Below are 16,462 nucleotides of genomic sequence, written 5' to 3'. Positions count from 1 at the left end.
TAGCTCCCTTCTATCGGTTCGCTGGCTGGTTCGCAGGCAGGGGCGGTTGCGATTGTGTCGCCACAGCCAGCGTACGGAACTGATCGGCGCTGCCGGCACCAGTCACCGCGATCTGGGCAGCGCCAGCGGGCCCGGTGAGCCTGGTCGTCCACACCGGCTCGAGCGCCCTGTCCTGGTCTGCACCTTGATAGACGACCCAGCTGGTACCGGCCACCTCGACGGTTCCGGTCGGGTACATGCCCGGATGAATCGACCCGATCAGCTTGTCCTCGTCGGCGTTGCTCTGGGTCAGACTCACGTACATGCCGGTCGGGCTGAGGTATCCCACGGTCGAGGCGGCCGCGTTCAGGCGCTGCCTGCTCACAGGGTCGGTCCGACCGTCCTCGATGCCGCTGCGCCCGCCGGAGTTGGATTGCCAGCCCGGCGGCAATACCGGTAACCGGATCGGGAAACCCAGTGTCAGGGCGTCGGCACGCAGTGCTGCGGCGGCGTTATAGGAGGGGACTCTGCCGCGGTTCGTCCCGCCTGGCGCAAACGTACACATACCAACCATGCCGGCCAGCAGGATGCAGCCCGCCACCAGCGGCACCAGCGACCAGAACATGTCCCGACCGTCCTGCAGCAGCCGGGGTTTGGCTGGCTTCGGGGTCGGCTGCGGCTCAGCAGTCACGAGGCCAGTATCCCAGCTCCAGCTCAATAATTCGCTTCTGGGACAATCAGCAACCATGACAGCACAGGGATCCGGTTCGTCGCCGACGGCCGTTGTGAGCCCCGACCCGGCGTCCGCGCGGCCGACGCGCGGAGAAGCTCCCGACCGCAACCTGGCCCTGGAACTGGTGCGTGTCACCGAAGCGGGCGCGATGGCCGCAGGGCGTTGGGTGGGCCGCGGCGACAAGGAAGGCGGCGACCGCGCAGCGGTCGATGCGATCCGCGAGCTGGTGAATTCGGTGTCGATGCGCGGGATCGTCGTGATCGGCGAGGGCGAGAAAGACGACGCTCCGATGTTGTACAACGGCGAAGAGGTTGGCAACGGCGACGGCCCCGAGTGCGACTTCGCCGTTGACCCGATCGACGGCACCACGCTGATGAGCAAGGGCATGCCCAACGCCATCTCGGTGCTGGCCGTGGCCGACCGCGGCGCGATGTTCGATCCGTCCGCGGTTTTCTACATGAACAAGATCGCCGTCGGCCCTGACGCCGCGCACGTGCTAGACATCACCGCGCCGATTGCCGAGAACATCCGCGCTGTCGCCCGCGTCAAAGAATTGTCGGTGCGCGACATGACCGTGTGCATCCTGGACCGACCGCGGCACGCCCTGCTGATCGACCACGTCCGCGCCACCGGGGCCCGCATTCGGTTGATCACTGACGGCGACGTCGCCGGCGCGATCTCAGCGTGCCGACCCGAGTCCGGCACCGACATGCTGGCCGGAATTGGCGGCACCCCGGAGGGAATCATCGCCGCCGCGGCGATCCGGTGCATGGGCGGCGCCATCCAGGCACAGCTGGCACCTAAGGACGATGCCGAACGCCGCAAGGCGCTCGACGCCGGCTACGACCTCGGAAAGGTGCTGACCACCGAGGACCTGGTCTCCGGCGAGAACGTTTTCTTCTGCGCCACCGGCGTCACCGATGGCGACCTGCTTAAGGGTGTGCGCTACTACCCCGGCGGCTGCACTACCCAATCGATCGTGATGCGGTCAAAGTCCGGCACCGTCCGGATGATCGAGGCCTATCACCGGCTGTCGAAGCTCAACGAATACTCGGCCATCGACTTCACCGGCGACACCAACGCCGCCTATCCACTCCCATAACCACCTTCCAACGAATAAGGAACCCTATTCTATGGCCGAAGACGCCGAATACCGCATCGAGCACGACACTATGGGCGAGGTCCAGGTGCCGGCAAAAGCGTTGTGGCGCGCGCAAACCCAGCGTGCAGTGGAAAATTTTCCGATCTCCGGGCGAGGCCTGGAGCGCACCCAGATTCGCGCCTTGGGTCTGTTGAAAGGTGCATGCGCGCAGGTGAACAAGGACCTCGGGCTACTGGCCCCGGAAAAAGCCGACGCCATCATCGCCGCGGCGGCTGAGATCGCGGACGGTCAACACGATGACCAGTTCCCCATCGACGTCTTTCAGACCGGTTCGGGCACTAGCTCGAACATGAACACCAACGAGGTGATCGCGAGCATCGCGGCCGCCAACGGCGTGACGGTGCACCCTAACGACGACGTCAACATGTCGCAGTCGTCCAACGACACCTTCCCGACCGCAACCCACATCGCAGCCACTGAGGCCGCGGTCAGTCACCTCATCCCGGCCCTCGAGGTGCTGCAGGACGCGCTGGCGGCCAAGGCTTTGGAGTGGCACACGGTGGTGAAGTCGGGGCGGACCCATCTGATGGACGCTGTTCCGGTGACGCTGGGCCAAGAGTTCAGCGGATATGCTCGCCAGATCGAGGCCGGTATGGAAAGAGTGCGCGCCACCCTCCCGCGGCTGGGCGAACTGCCCATCGGCGGCACCGCGGTCGGTACCGGACTCAACGCGCCCGACGGCTTCGGCGTCAAGGTGGTCGCGGTGCTGATCGCACAGACCGGTCTGTCTGAATTGCGAACAGCGGCAAACTCTTTCGAAGCCCAGGCAGCCCGTGATGGATTGGTCGAGGCATCTGGCGCACTGCGTACCATCGCGGTGTCACTGACAAAGATCGCCAACGACATGCGGTGGATGGGCTCTGGCCCACTGACCGGCCTGGCCGAGCTTCAGTTGCCGGACCTGCAGCCCGGCAGCTCCATCATGCCGGGTAAAGTGAATCCTGTTATCCCCGAGGCGGTTACGCAGGTCGCCGCGCAGGTGATCGGCAACGACGCGGCGGTGGCCTGGGGCGGCGCCAACGGCGCCTTCGAACTCAACGTGTACATCCCTATGATGGCCCGCAATGTTCTGGAGTCGTTCAAGCTGCTGACCAACGTGTCGAGGTTGTTCGCGGAGCGGTGCATCACCGGGCTGATCGCCAATGTCGAGCACCTGCGTCAGCTGGCCGAGTCTTCGCCCTCGATCGTGACACCGCTGAACTCGGCCATCGGCTACGAGGAGGCGGCTGCCGTCGCCAAGCAAGCACTTAAGGAACGAAAGACGATTCGCCAGACCGTCATTGACCGAGGCCTGATCGGCGACAAGCTCTCCATCGAAGAACTCGACCGCCGTCTCGACGTGCTGGCGATGGCCAGGGTGGAATCGGCCGACGACTAGGCTGACCGCTGCGATTGCCCGTTACCTCAGGCGCGGTGGTCCAACGAAAGCCCAACGAAACGAGGGTGTTTAGCACATGACGGCTCCTCCCGGCGGTCCCTACGATCCATACGGAACGAATCCGTATGGACAGCAACCATATTGGGGCGGCCAGCCGCAGGGCGGGGGGTACCCGTACCCGCCAGGTGGCCCGTACCGCAACCCCCAGGGCGGTGCGGACCCGTACACCGGGGCCGGCTACCCATCCCAGCAATATCCGCCTACCTGGCCGCCGGGGGCCTACCCGCCCGGGCCACCACCGAAAGGGCCGGGCTCAAAGCTGCCGTGGGTCATCGTGGCCGGCGTCGCGGTGCTGGGCGTCATCGCGCTGGTGGTAGTCCTGGTGATCGCTCTGAGCCACCGCAACAAGCCGGTCACAGCCACCCCCTCTTCCACTCTGACGAGCACCCCCACCTCGCAGCCCAACAGCTCCGGGCAGACAGCGACCGGCTGCACCCCTAACGTGTCCGGCGGCGAGCAGCCCGGCGACGACACGATCAGCGCCGGCAAGCTGTCGTTTCCGGCCAGCGCGGCACCCGGATGGTCGCCGTTCTCCGATGACCAGAGCCCGAACCTCATCGACGCGGTCGGAATCGGTCAGGAGGTGCCTGGCGCCAGCCAGTGGATGATGCAGGCTGAGGTCGCCATTACCAATTTCGTCCCCAGCATCGACGTGGCCGCGCAAGCGTCGAAGCTGATGGAATGCGTGGCCAACGGTCCCGGTTACGCGCAGTCGGGGCCCACGCTGGGCCCGACGAAGAAGTCGTCGATCACGGTCGACGGTGTCAAGGCCGCCCGGGTCGAGGCCGATATCACGATCGCCGACACCTCGCGGCGGATCAAGGGCGACACGGTCGTCATCATTGCGGTTGACACCAAGCCGGTCACCATCTTCTTAGGCGCCACGCCCATCGGCGATGCGGGCTCGGCGGCCATCATCAACCGGGTCATCGCGGCGCTGAAGGTCTCGAAGTCGTGAAGCCGCAGTTACGCATCACCGGCCGGTGCCGAGACTAGCGTGGGTTCCGAGCGACCCCGCTGCACCGTCGAATAGCATGCGCCCCACTCGTCGCGCTCGGCCTCGTCGGCGCGCTCAATCGCCGCCGCTGAGCCCAGGATCCGGCGGTCGGAGGTCTTGGCAAGGTCGGCAAGTCGCGCGGCTTCATTGACCGCGTTGCCGATAACCGGGTATTCGTAGCGGTTTTCGGCGCCGATAACCGCTACAGGCAACTGTTGCAACCGGGTCCCAGCGCACGTGCCGTCGCCAGCGCAGCCGATGCCGGTTCGCTCGTTCGCAGGGGCGCTCCGAAGACGGCCAGCGCCGCGTCGCCCTCGAATTTGTTGATTAGCCCTTGATGTTCGTCCACGGCCCGGACAACGATCCGGAAGAACTCGTTGAGCACTCGGGCAACCTCTTGCGGCGCAAGGTCTTCCGCAAGCTGCGTCGAGCCCACCAGGTCGATGTAGAGAATTGCGGCCTCTACCACGTCGCCAGACAGCGCGGAACCCTCATCGAGGGCACGGCGGGCCACATCTGCTCCGACGTGTCGACCGAACAAGACGCGCAGCCGTTCGCGCTCGTGGAGACCCACGACCATCCGGTTGAATCCACTTTGCAGTCGCCCGATTTGGGAACGTTCGTAGGCACCCACGCACGTAGTGGTGTTGCCTTGCTCTACCTGGGCCATCGCGTCGACGATCTCGTCGAGCGGATCAGAAATGGATCGAGACGTCAGGATCATCGTCGGAAGCCCGAGCAACAGCGCGGCCAGCGACACCACCAGAATGGGCACATTCAGGTCCGCGGACTCTCGGATCAGCCGGCCGTAAGACTGCAGGATGACGAAGGTCGAACACCCCGGGTACCGCCAGCCGCGGCTGGCAACCCCGGGTGGCCACTCCGATGATCGGCCGCAAGGTGCGTTGCGCCAGCAAAAAACCGGTGCCCGCGGCGGCCGGTCCGCCCAGTACCACCCCGAGCAGAACTGGCAGCAAGGTCTGCGCGACGTCAGCGTGATTCATCAGTAGGAGGACTGCGCCGCACGCTGACCAGGCGCCCACCAGGATGGCCGACTGGCGGCCGCCAAGCTTGATCGCGGCCTCGCGCTGTTGTGGCGTGGGCTCGTGGCCGGGGACATACCAGCGCAGTGTAGGAGCCAGGATCAGAACACCACCCAGCGCGACGCCGATGATTCCCAACACAACCAGCACCAACACAGCTGCCATGTTCTTCTGGGCGAAGTCGACGTAGGTGTGACCGCGCAGCGGGATCAGGATGGCCGATGCGTCGACGACGGCGAGCAGGTAGGCCAAGGAGAGGTCAAACGCATTCTGCAGCAACAACCTGCGGCGCTCTTCGGATGCGCTTCAGCTGCGGCAGCGCGCGTGCTACGCACCGTTGTTTGGCCCGCCCGAGTTTTGGCCGGGAATGTCGGTGATCGGGAAGTTGGGCATGGGCTTAGGCGAGGGCGTGTTGGGCAACGACGGGATCTGGCTGGCCGGGATGTCATGGAGTTCGTTGACCGCAGGACCGTTCTCCCGGCTGCCGTAGCTGCTTCCCGGTGTCCGCGGGCCGAGCAGCTCGCTGACCGTCACCAGCCGGTAGCCGTTGGCCTTAAGCACTGGGATGAACTGATACACCAAGTCGACGGTGCTGGAGTAGGTGTCGTGGAACAACACCACCGAGCCGGGCTTGATGTGGGTCATCAGTTGGTATCGCGTCGCCGCGGTATTCGGGTCGTTGGCCCAGTCGAAAGGAATGACATCCCACAGGATTTCGGCTTGACCGAACGTGGCGGCGGTGTGCCGCACCGCCTGGTTGGACAGTCCGCCGGCGGGACGGTACAGCGTGGGCGTGCGGCCGGTCGCGGCGGTGATCGCGTCATCGGCCCGGGAAAACTGGCCGGCGATGTCCTCGGGGGGGATCGTGGTCATGTTCGGGTGTTCCCAGGTGTGGCTGCCTATCTCCATTCCTGCGTCGGCGATCCGCTTGGCTCCCGCCGGGTTAGCCGCCACCTTGTTGCCAATCAGGAAGAACGTGGCTTTGGCGTCGTTGTCCTTGAGGATTTGCAGTAGTCGGTCGGTGTACGGTCCCGGCCCGTCGTCAAAGGTCAGCGCGACGCACCTGACCGCCGCGCAGTCGAGGCTCTCAGCCCGGGTGACGTGGCCGGTAAGGCCGCCGATGACCAGCACCGCGACGGCCGTCACGACGCCAACCACCATGCGCCAGTAGCGCCAGGCCTGGTTGTCGGGTCGTTTGGGCACTGCTGAAGTTTACCGGGCATCGAGCGTGCGGTCTGGGCGGTGCGTGTCGACTCGCGGCGGTGCGCGTGCCGTCAGGGCGCGATCCGAACGATTTTCCCGCCCTGGACGCGCACCCGAAGCCCACGGCGCACACTCAGCGCGGTCCGGTGATTTCTTCCAGCATCTCGGTGACCAGCGCAGCGATCGGCGACCGTTCACTGCGCAGCAGAGTGATGTGCGCGAACAATGGGTGACCTTTCAGCTTCTCGATCACTGCGACGATCCCGTCGTGGCGGCCCACCCGCAAGTTGTCGCGCTGGGCGATGTCGTGGGTCAGCACCACCCGCGACCCGGAGCCCAGCCGCGACAGCACAGTCAGCAGCACATTGCGTTCCAGCGACTGCGCTTCGTCGACGATGACGAACGAGTCGTGCAAGGACCGACCCCGGATGTGAGTCAGGGGCAGCACCTCGAGCATGCCCCGGGATAGCACCTCGTCCAACACCGCCGGGCTGGCCAGCCCCTCGAGAGTGTCGAAGACGGCTTGCGCCCAGGGGCCCATCTTGTCGCTTTCGCTTCCCGGCAGGTAGCCCAGCTCTTGGCCGCCGACGGCATACAGCGGGCGGAAGACGACCACCTTGCGGTGGGTCCGCCGTTCCAGCACCGCCTCCAGCCCCGCGCACAACGCCAGCGCCGACTTTCCCGTGCCGGCTTTGCCGCCCAGCGACACGATGCCCACCGACTCGTCGAGCAGCAGGTCCAGTGCCACCCGCTGCTCGGCCGAGCGGCCTCGGAGCCCGAACACTTCGCGGTCACCGCGAACCAGCTGTACCCGTTTGGCCGGGTTCACCCGCCCTAACGCATGCGAGCTGCCGCCGAGCAACCGAATCCCGGTGTGGCAGGGTAGTTCCCGCGTCTCGGCCAGGTCGATCTCGCCGTCGGCGAACAACGTGTCGATGTCCTCGACAGCGGTCTCGATCTCGTGCATCCCCGACCATCCGGAGGCGACGACGTCTTGCGCGTGGTACTCGTCGGCGGCCAACCCCACCGCAGCGGCTTTGACCCGCAGCGGGATGTCTTTGCTGACCAACGTGACTTGCTTGCCCTCGGCGGCGAGGTTGGCGGCGCAGCTCAAGATCCGCGAGTCGTTGCTATCGGTCCGGAAGCCGGCGGGCAGCACCGCCGGGTCGGTGTGGTTCAGTTCGACGTGCAGCGTACCGCCTTGGGCACCAACAGGAATGGGCTGATCCAGCCGTCCGTGCTCTAGCCGGAGGTCGTCGAACAATCGCAATGCTTGGCGGGCGAACCAGCCCAGCTCGTGGTGATGGCGTTTCGCTTCGAGTTCACTGATCACTACCAGCGGAACCACCACTTCATGCTCGGCGAACCGACTGCACGCCCAGGGATCAGACAGCAGCACGGAGGTGTCGAGCACGTAAGTCCGGATATCGGTCACGGAGCGCTCCTCGAGCGAATTACGCCCGGGCGGACCCACACGAGCGTGTCGGCGCGGGCCGCGGCACCAGGACCGGGGCCGGTCCTGCCTTTGTCATGACAGCAGTCGTGACGGAGGGTGCCGCCCTGGCAGCAGAGCATGTCGCTGACCATCGAGTGCGACGCTACTCCGGTGACGACAACCCTGCAGGGCAGGCGCGCCGACCTCGGGTCTAGCTGGTGACAAACTGCTTCAGTTGCGGCTCGTCAGCCAAACCCCAGGCGGTGATGCGGTCGGAGATCACCTGCTTGAGTTGCTGGGGGCCGAAAATCCCGGCGTCGGCCACATGCTGCAGCTTGTCGTGATAGGCGTCGATATCGCCACCAACGACGTGCAGGTCGGTGGCGCGGGCGGCAATCGCCGCGATGGTCTCGTCGCGGCTGTAGTCAAGGCAGTGCGTGACCAGATTGGCGAAAAACTGCTCGTGACGCGCCTCGTCCCGGGCGATCCGGTCGATCAGCGCAGCCAAGATCGGTTCTTCGATCTGCGCGGCCAGGTTTTGGCAGAACACCGCGAAGGAGCGCTCGTCGAATGCCATGTACACCAGGGTTTCAACTTGCGTGTACTGGTCGGCCCGGTAGCCCTTCATCACATGCTGGACTCGGACTTCTTCGTTGGCAACCGGGTCGACCTCGCGGGTCACCACCAAATATTCGCGCAGCGCGATGGCGTGCAGGTGTTCCTCTGCAGTCCACCTGCCAAGCCAGCGGCCCCACCCCTCCTCGAGGAGGAAGTGCTCGACCAGCTCGCGGTGATGACCGGCCAAGTTGTCCTTGAGAATCAGCAGGATTTCGCAGGCGTCGGTGATCACCCTGGGCAGGGTCGCCTGCGACGGGTCCCAGTCACGCCCACCGAGGAAGGCAAAGTTCTCGCCGCGGTCGAACGGGACGTAATCGTGGGCGAACCAGATCTCCTCGGTATCGAGGTGGCGAGCCATGTTCACTTCGACCACCGGCTCAAGCTCAAGGGTCAGCGCATTAGCGACAGGTTTCTGTGCCATGCGGTAACTGTAACCCGAAGACACAGGTTCTGTGAAATCAGGTAGCGCGCGTGTCGCGAGCTAGCGGCCGACAAGGCCCCAATCCTCGAGACCGTCATACAGCGGGAACTCTTCGGCAAGCCGGGTTACCCGTTGTCTCAGCGCGGCCAGGTCAACAGAGCTGCCAACGGCAAGGGCGGTCGCAATGACGTCGGCCACCTCGCCGAATTCGGCGTCGCCGAACCCGCGCGTCGCCAGCGCCGGAGTGCCGATCCGCAGCCCCGATGTCACCATCGGCGGCCGGGGGTCGTTGGGGACGGCGTTACGGTTGACCGTGATCCCCACTTCGTGTAGCAGGTCCTCGGCGGCCTGGCCGTCGAGTGGGGAGTTGCGCAAGTCGACCAGGACCAGGTGAACGTCGGTACCACCGCTGACCACCGACACGCCGGCTTGCGCGACATCGTCAGCCAGCAGTCGATCCGCGATGATCCGGGCACCGGAGAGGGTGCGGCGCTGACGGTCAGCGAACTCGGAGCTGGCGGCGATCTTCAGCGCAACCGCCTTGCCGGCGATCACATGCATCAGTGGTCCGCCCTGCTGGCCTGGAAAGACCGCCGAGTTGATGGCTTTGGCGTACTCCTGCTTGCCCAGAATCATGCCGGAACGGCCCCCGCCCAGCGTCTTATGGATGGTGGTGGAGACCACGTCGGCATGCGGTACCGGCGAGGGATGCAGCCGGGTGGCGACCAAACCCGCGAAATGCGCCATGTCCACCCACAACTTGGCGTCAACTTCGTCGGCGATGGACCGGAACGCCGCGAAGTCGAGAATTCGTGGGTAGGCCGACCAGCCGGCGATGATCACCTGCGGGCGGAACTCGAGCGCTTTGGCCCGCACCGCGTCCATGTCGACCAGATGCGTCGTCGGGTCCACGCCGTAGAAGCCGGTTTCATACAACTTGCCGGAGAAGTTCAGCCGCATGCCGTGGGTCAAGTGGCCGCCGTTGGCGAGGTCCAGGCCCAGCAGCCGCTCCCCCGGGGTCATCAGCGCATGCAGCACCGCGGCATTAGCTTGGGCACCCGAGTGCGGCTGCACATTGGCGAAATCGGCGCCAAACAGTGCCTTGGCCCGGTCGCGGGCGATGTTTTCCACCACGTCGACGTGCTCGCAACCGCCGTAGTACCGCCGCCCTGGCAGCCCCTCGGCGTACTTGTTGGTCAGCACGCTGCCCTGCGCCTGCAACACCGCGCGCGGCACGAAGTTCTCCGAAGCGATCATCTCCAAGGTGTCGCGTTGCCGGCCGAGTTCCTTTCTCAGCAGCTCGGCGATGTCCGGGTCCACCTCGGCGAGGGGGGCTGACATGACGGAGTTCGTTTCACGGGCAGAAATGCGGGCGTCGGGTGCGGCAGTCACGCGCGCTAGTCTATCCAGCGGGCGGTTTGGGGGGCTGGCCACGCGGCGTGCAAGTGTGCACTGAGGGTCTCAGCGGGCGTTCCGGGTGCGGAATCGGCGAAATTCCCGCCCGCAGCGCACACCGGAAACGCTCCCTGCAAGACTTGGCATTATGCCGCGGCTTAGCGAGCCGAGCCCGTATGTCGAGTTCGACCGGAAGCAATGGCGTGCGCTTCGCATGTCCACGCCGCTGGCGCTCTCCGAAGAGGAACTGACCGGGCTGCGTGGTCTTGGCGAACAGCTTGACCTGCTCGAGGTCGAAGAGGTTTATCTGCCCCTGGCCCGGCTGATTCACCTTCAGGTGGCCGCCCGCCAACGGCTGTTCGCCGCTACCGCGGAATTTCTCGGCGAGCCGCAGCAAAACCCGGACCGGCCGGTGCCGTTCATCATCGGTGTGGCTGGCAGCGTGGCAGTCGGCAAGTCCACCACCGCCCGGGTGCTGCAGGCACTGCTAGCGCGCTGGGACCATCATCCGCGAGTCGACTTAGTCACCACCGACGGCTTTCTCTACCCCAACGCCGAACTGGAACGGCGCAACCTCATGCACCGCAAGGGTTTTCCCGAGAGCTACAACCGCCGGGCCCTGATGCGGTTCGTCACCTTGGTGAAATCCGGCTCGGACTACGCCTGTGCGCCGGTCTATTCGCATCTGCATTACGACATCATTCCGGGGGCCAAACACGTGGTTCGCCATCCCGACATCCTGATCCTCGAGGGGCTCAACGTCTTGCAGACTGGCCCCACCCTGATGGTGTCGGACCTCTTCGACTTCTCGCTCTATGTCGACGCCCGTATCGAAGACATCGAGCAGTGGTACGTATCGCGTTTCCTGGCCATGCGTAACACCGCGTTCGCCGACCCCGAATCCCACTTCCACCACTACGCGGCATTGTCGGACCCGGAGGCCGTCGTCGCCGCTCGTGAGATCTGGCGGTCGATCAACCGCCCCAACCTGGTCGAGAACATTCTGCCTACCCGACCACGCGCCACACTGGTACTGCGCAAAGACGCCGACCATTCCATCAACCGGCTGCGGTTGCGGAAGCTGTAGTCATCCGGCCGGTCTCGCGCATGGACACCCAACGGCTGACGCGGGACACCAAGCGCCAGCGGCGCAGGTGCCCCGCATCAGCGGGAAGGGGAGCTACGCTGGCAGACGGCGCACTCCCAGGTACTGCAAACCGGCGAACCCCGCCGTGTACACGCCGCTGGCCAGCGTCGCGGCTACCCCGGTGGCGGTCATCGGCACCAGGTCAGCCGCTAGCACCGCTGCCATGGTGTAGCTAATGTTGCCCACGACGACAGCGATACCGGCACGGCGCAAATCAGGCAGCGCGGCAAGGCTGAATACCACCAAGCCGTAGGCCACAAAGAAGGCGCCGATGCTGTATTCCTGGATGGACGTAAGGCCGGTCATTGTGGAAATCGGGTCGGCGGCGACGGCTACAGCCAGACCCATCAGGCCGGTCAACGTAGCATCAGCGCGCATTGCGAACCGCAGCAGTGAATCTGTCGCGTCGTTGCGGGGCCGAGTTGTTGGGCCAGAAACAGCGGTCATGCCAGTACTCCTTGAGGCTTTCGAGCGAGCGGTTGGTCGGTCACTTCCGAGGGTGCCGTTGCCGCACTGCCAGATCGACACATAGCACTGCCAACTGCTGCCAACCCGAGCCCGAGTCAGCTGGCGGTCGCCTCGATGACGCTGTAAGGCGATGTGGTTTCGACGACCCGCGTCATGCGAAAGCCAGCCTGCTCGAAGAGCCGCTGGTATTCGCCGGCGGTACGCTCGCGGGCGTCGAGTGAAACCAACATTTCCAGGTCGGCCCACTTCCCCGGGAATTCACGGCGATGCGACGGAATCACTTGCTCGACGAGCAAGACCTTCTGGCCCGTCCCCGCCGCCGCGCGCACGTTGCGCAGAATGCGCACCGCATCGCCATCGGGCCAGTCGTGAATGATGTTCTTGAGAAGGTACGCGTCTGCACCACTGGGGACGGCGTCATCGAAGAACGACCCCGCTGCGATCCGCACCCGGTCGGCGACGTGATGTTCAGCAAGCACGGCCGGGGCGCCGGCCACCACCTGAGGTTGGTCGAACAGGATGCCTTTCGCATGCGGCGCCGTTTGCAGGATCGCGGCCAAGAGCCTTCCATGCCCGCCACCGACGTCGACGATCGTCGCGAAAACACCGAAGTCATAGGCAGCGACCACCGGCGCGATGGAAAGTTCAGATGTGCTCGTCATGGCCTGATTGAAGATCTCGGCCAGCTCCACCTCGCCGGACAGGTACTCGAAAAAGGGCTTGCCCCGCAGCGCCGGGATGACGGCGCGCCCGCTCCGGATCGCATCGGTTAAATGGCTCCAATGCTGGCGGTGTTGGCGTGCCCCCACCCATCTGGCCATGCCGGCCACAGACACCTCAGCATCCCGGCGAAGAGCTTGTGCCAGCGGGTTCAACTCGTAGCGCCCATCGCGGCGCTGGCGGAATATGCCCCGACCGATCAGGGCCCGAAGCAATCGAGAGAGGGCGTCGGCGTCGGCGTTGACCGCGGCCGCCAACTCCTGTGCCGACAGCGGTCCGTTGGCGAGGGCATCAGCCATGCCGAGTTCCGCGGCAGTAGTGATCGCCTGAGCTACCCAAGCGTCCAAGATCATCTCGATCAACGCAACCGGTGGCGGGACCAAACGGCGATGTAGTCGGTTGAGGTAATGCCGCGCAAAGTCAATGACCCGCACCAATTTTGCGGGCGGCAGCTTTGGTGTCATGGATTCCCTTGGCTGATCGCCGGCGCTCTCGGTGTGTATTTGAAGCGCACGACCACGAGGATGGAGTCGACTGTAATACACACCGCGGCGACACACATCAGCGCATGCAGTGCTCATCCCCGGCAGCGGGGACCCGCCCGCGCAGATCGGCGGCAATAAGCCGGGCCGCAGCGTTTTGCCAATTGTGCAGTGAGCGCTGTGGCACCTCGGTGACCAGCCATTGCCACGCTTGTCTGGCGGTCGCGTCCAAACCGGCCGCAGTGGCGTTCTGAGCGTAGGCGCGCACCCCGGCAACGTAGGGAAAATACAGCGAGTTGTAATAACGCCACTGTTCGGTGGTGCCGAAGTCGCCGGCGTCGCGCGGCTTAAGCCGCGCAATACCGTCGGCCAGCACGGCCTTGAGTTCATTGGCCCGTTCCAGCGGATGATCGGGTGCGCCGCGGGCGGCCAGGCGTTCGTCGATCACCGGCAACGCGGTCAACGGGCTGGCGACCAGCTTGGTCAGGTCGCCGTAGTGGCCGAGTGCCCGGCGAGTGAGTCTGACGAACGCGTCGTCATCGATGTGCTCGAGCGAATCAGCCGACCGAAGTGGCAAGGCCGCGCCGGTGTGCCGCAACGCGGCCCGGTCCGCCCGCAGCGCCGGCGATTGAGCGAAAGCCACGCGGTCCAGCATCCCGGCCAGCGGATCGGCCAGCACTTGCACCGTAATCGCGACCGCCACACTGGTGAATAGCAGTATGGTCAGAGCCGTCTGTGCGGTGGGCTCACTGCGGGTCACCGCCAAGCCGGTCAGCGCCTGGCCACCGAACAGAACCGCCACTGCCACCGTGCCGAGGAACGAGCGCAGCATGTCCGCCCGCAGTGCCTGGCCCTCGTCGAAGGCATCCCACAGCGCAACCGCCACCCCGAGCGCCAAGATGTCGAAACCCGTCGACGCCAGGGCCAGCCAGCTGGGCAACAAGCCCAGCGGGATGATGAGGATGGCATTGGCCAGCGCGAAGAACAAGGTTGCGACAATCACCACGCCGACGACCGGGGTCGGCTGGCTGGGCCGAACTACGGCGCCGACCATCCCTCCGAGGGCGGACACGGATATCACCGCGAACATCAGTAAGTGACCTGCCCGCAGCGGGCCGTCCACGCTGCCCGCCATCACTGCGCCCACCAGAGTCAGCGCGGCGACGCCGCAGACCAATAACAGCTCGCGGCTGCGCGCCCGCCAGCTATCGCTGGGCCGGGACAGCTCGAGCAGCACCGCGAACCAGGCAATGCCGGGAACCGCAACCAGATAGATCTCGACCTGGCTGAGCCGATCGCCGTGCAGGACGCTGGTTGTTCGCACCGCGTCCAAGGCGACTACCGCAGCAAAGCCGCACAGGCCGATCGCCGCCAGGGCCAGTACCGGCTTGCGCGGATCCCGGGCTAGCAGGTACAGCCCAAGCCACGCACTCAGCGTGAACACCACCGCCGACAGCACAGCCACGCATCCAGTGTGTCACGCGACTACTTGCCGTAGCGGCGATGCCGCTGACTGTAATCGCGCAGCGCGCGAAGGAAATCGACTCGGCGAAAAGCGGGCCAGTGTGCTTCGGTGAACCACATCTCAGAATAGGCGCTTTGCCACAGCAGAAAACCCGACAGTCGCTGCTCACCGGAGGTGCGAATCACCAAATCAGGGTCGGGTTGTCCAGAGGTGTAGAGGTTTTCGGATATGCCGTCTTCGGTCACCGCGTCGACAAGTTCCTCGGCGGTGGCGCCGTTGGCTAATCGCTTGCTCAACAGCGCTCGCACTGCATCGACGATCTCCCGGCGGCCACCGTAGCCCACCGCGACGTTGACGTGGAACGGCGCCGTCTCCGGTGTGGATTCCACCGCCTCGCGCAGCCGGCGTGCCGGCTCCTCCCCGATCAGCCCCAGATCGCCGACTGTGCGGACACTCCAACGGTTGGCGGGGGCGCAGATCTCCTCGACGACGTCGGTGATGATCTCGATCAATCCGGCGAGCTCGTCGGGATCACGTTGCAGGTTTTCGGTGGACAGCAGGTACACGGTGGTCATTTCAATGCCCGCGTCCTGGCACCAGCGCAACATCTCGGCGATCTTGGCGGCACCCATCCGGTAGCCGTAGCTGACGTCCTCATAGCCCGCGTTGCGCGCCCAGCGCCGGTTGCCGTCACACAGGACCGCAATGTGTCGCGGCAATTCGGATCTGGTGGCGGCCAATCCTTGCCGCAGCCGCAGCTCGTAAATCCGATACAACGGCTCTTTGAGCCGCGGCGGGATGATCTCCACGAGAATCCAGCCTACTGTGACCGACACCCAATCCCGGCCTGGTTTCCTCCTAATATCACCGCGCGCTTGCCCACGTTGTCGGCCCGTTGAGAAATCGACGCGACTAGGGTGATCGGTGACGAATACCGGTACACGACGGGGAGACGGGAGACATGAGCAGCCAGGCCAGCATGGCTAGCACCGCAGAGCCCGAATCACACGGGTTCAAACCGTCCGATGCTGCCCACCACATCGTCGAAGGCGTTACCCGGGCCCTGACCAAGCCCCGCTTCCGCGGCTGGATCCACGTCTATTCGGCCGCCACCGCCGTTGTCGCCGGTGCGTCGCTGGTCGCGGTCTCGTGGGCGGTCGGTTCTACCGAGGCCGGGCTGGCAACGCTCGCCTACGCCGCGGCCACGATTGTGATGTTCACCGTCAGCGCCACCTATCACCGGGTCAACTGGGAATCGGCGACCGCCCACAAGTGGATGAAGCGGGCCGACCACTCGATGATCTTCGTGTTCATCGCCGGCAGCTACACACCGTTCGCGCTACTGGCGCTGCCTGGCCACGACGGGCACCTAGTGCTGGCCATCGTGTGGGGTGGCGCCATGTCCGGGGTGTTGCTGAAGATGTGCTGGCCGACCGCCCCGCGCTGGGTTGGTGTGCCGCTCTACCTGCTGCTGGGTTGGGTGGCGGTGTGGTTCACGGCGACGATCCTGCACAACGCGGGGGTCGCAGCGATGGTGCTGCTGTTTGTCGGCGGTGCCCTGTACAGCATCGGCGGCATTCTCTACGGAGTACGCTGGCCCGACCCGTGGCCGTCAACGTTTGGCTATCACGAGTTCTTTCACGCTTGCACCGCGATCGCAGCAATCTGCCATTTCATCGCGATGTGGTTTGTGGTGTTTTAAGCGACCTGCCCCGACCAGCGTGAAGCCAGTTTCACATTCGGCGCCGAGCGTGAA

General features: G+C 65.1%; 14 protein-coding genes and 1 pseudogene. 5 read left to right on the top strand and 10 right to left on the bottom strand.

Annotation, left to right across the window (positions count from 1 at the left end):
• Positions 1–10 precede the first annotated feature (10 nt).
• Entirely contained in the window at positions 11–670 is a 660-nt protein-coding gene (locus F0Q45_RS03540; RefSeq protein WP_262490856.1) for a DUF4245 domain-containing protein, read from the bottom strand.
• Positions 671–725: 55 nt separating this feature from the next.
• On the opposite strand from F0Q45_RS03540, the gene glpX reads away from it, so the two are divergent.
• The 3 genes from glpX to F0Q45_RS03525 all read left to right on the top strand — a co-directional run bounded on the left by glpX (position 726) and on the right by F0Q45_RS03525 (position 4,270).
• Positions 726–1,814 (top strand): class II fructose-bisphosphatase, encoded by a 1,089-nt coding sequence (glpX, locus tag F0Q45_RS03535; protein WP_149652605.1) that lies wholly within the window; start codon positions 726–728, stop codon positions 1,812–1,814.
• A 31-nt stretch (positions 1,815–1,845) separates the two neighbouring features.
• Entirely contained in the window at positions 1,846–3,252 is a 1,407-nt protein-coding gene (locus F0Q45_RS03530; protein WP_149652604.1) for a class II fumarate hydratase, read from the top strand.
• A gap of 76 nt (positions 3,253–3,328) precedes the next feature.
• Positions 3,329–4,270, top strand: coding sequence for a hypothetical protein (locus F0Q45_RS03525; protein WP_149652603.1), 942 nt, complete (start codon positions 3,329–3,331; stop codon positions 4,268–4,270).
• 8 nt (positions 4,271–4,278) lie between these two features.
• Here the strand turns inward: F0Q45_RS03525 and F0Q45_RS03520 are convergent.
• The 5 genes and pseudogenes from F0Q45_RS03520 to glyA form a co-directional block, all read right to left on the bottom strand.
• Positions 4,279–5,631: pseudogene (locus F0Q45_RS03520) on the bottom strand (adenylate/guanylate cyclase domain-containing protein).
• A gap of 48 nt (positions 5,632–5,679) precedes the next feature.
• Positions 5,680–6,555 (bottom strand): polysaccharide deacetylase family protein, encoded by an 876-nt coding sequence (locus F0Q45_RS03515; protein WP_149652602.1) that lies wholly within the window; start codon positions 6,553–6,555, stop codon positions 5,680–5,682.
• A 133-nt stretch (positions 6,556–6,688) separates the two neighbouring features.
• Positions 6,689–7,990: a PhoH family protein gene (locus F0Q45_RS03510; protein WP_149652601.1), complete on the bottom strand. Its 1,302-nt coding sequence runs from the start codon at positions 7,988–7,990 to the stop codon at positions 6,689–6,691.
• Positions 7,991–8,201: 211 nt separating this feature from the next.
• Positions 8,202–9,029, bottom strand: a complete 828-nt coding sequence (locus F0Q45_RS03505; protein ID WP_149652600.1) for an acyl-ACP desaturase — start codon at positions 9,027–9,029, stop codon at positions 8,202–8,204.
• A gap of 60 nt (positions 9,030–9,089) precedes the next feature.
• Positions 9,090–10,370, bottom strand: coding sequence for a serine hydroxymethyltransferase (gene glyA / locus F0Q45_RS03500; protein WP_149652623.1), 1,281 nt, complete (start codon positions 10,368–10,370; stop codon positions 9,090–9,092).
• Between the two features lie 202 nt (positions 10,371–10,572).
• On the opposite strand from glyA, the gene coaA reads away from it, so the two are divergent.
• Complete coding sequence (gene coaA, locus F0Q45_RS03495) at positions 10,573–11,511, top strand: type I pantothenate kinase (RefSeq protein WP_149652599.1); 939 nt, start codon at positions 10,573–10,575, stop codon at positions 11,509–11,511.
• A 93-nt stretch (positions 11,512–11,604) separates the two neighbouring features.
• Here the strand turns inward: coaA and F0Q45_RS03490 are convergent, their stop codons facing one another.
• The 4 genes from F0Q45_RS03490 to F0Q45_RS03475 form a co-directional block, all read right to left on the bottom strand.
• Positions 11,605–12,018: a hypothetical protein gene (locus tag F0Q45_RS03490; RefSeq protein ID WP_149652598.1), complete on the bottom strand. Its 414-nt coding sequence runs from the start codon at positions 12,016–12,018 to the stop codon at positions 11,605–11,607.
• A 116-nt stretch (positions 12,019–12,134) separates the two neighbouring features.
• Positions 12,135–13,223, bottom strand: a complete 1,089-nt coding sequence (locus F0Q45_RS03485) for a methyltransferase (protein WP_149652597.1) — start codon at positions 13,221–13,223, stop codon at positions 12,135–12,137.
• Between the two features lie 97 nt (positions 13,224–13,320).
• Positions 13,321–14,706, bottom strand: a complete 1,386-nt coding sequence (locus F0Q45_RS03480) for a hypothetical protein (protein ID WP_149652596.1) — start codon at positions 14,704–14,706, stop codon at positions 13,321–13,323.
• 20 nt (positions 14,707–14,726) lie between these two features.
• Positions 14,727–15,515, bottom strand: a complete 789-nt coding sequence (locus F0Q45_RS03475; protein ID WP_149652622.1) for a (2Z,6E)-farnesyl diphosphate synthase — start codon at positions 15,513–15,515, stop codon at positions 14,727–14,729.
• Positions 15,516–15,667: 152 nt separating this feature from the next.
• Here F0Q45_RS03475 and trhA point away from each other — a divergent pair, with 152 nt between their 5' ends.
• Entirely contained in the window at positions 15,668–16,408 is a 741-nt protein-coding gene (gene trhA / locus F0Q45_RS03470) for a PAQR family membrane homeostasis protein TrhA (protein WP_149652595.1), read from the top strand.
• The last annotated feature ends 54 nt before the right edge of the window (positions 16,409–16,462 follow it).

The sequence above is a fragment of the Mycobacterium simiae genome, assembly GCF_008370645.1.
Classification (GTDB): domain Bacteria; phylum Actinomycetota; class Actinomycetes; order Mycobacteriales; family Mycobacteriaceae; genus Mycobacterium; species Mycobacterium simiae_A.
Note: the sequence above shows the minus strand (reverse complement) of the source record. Positions and strands in the feature narration are given on the sequence as shown.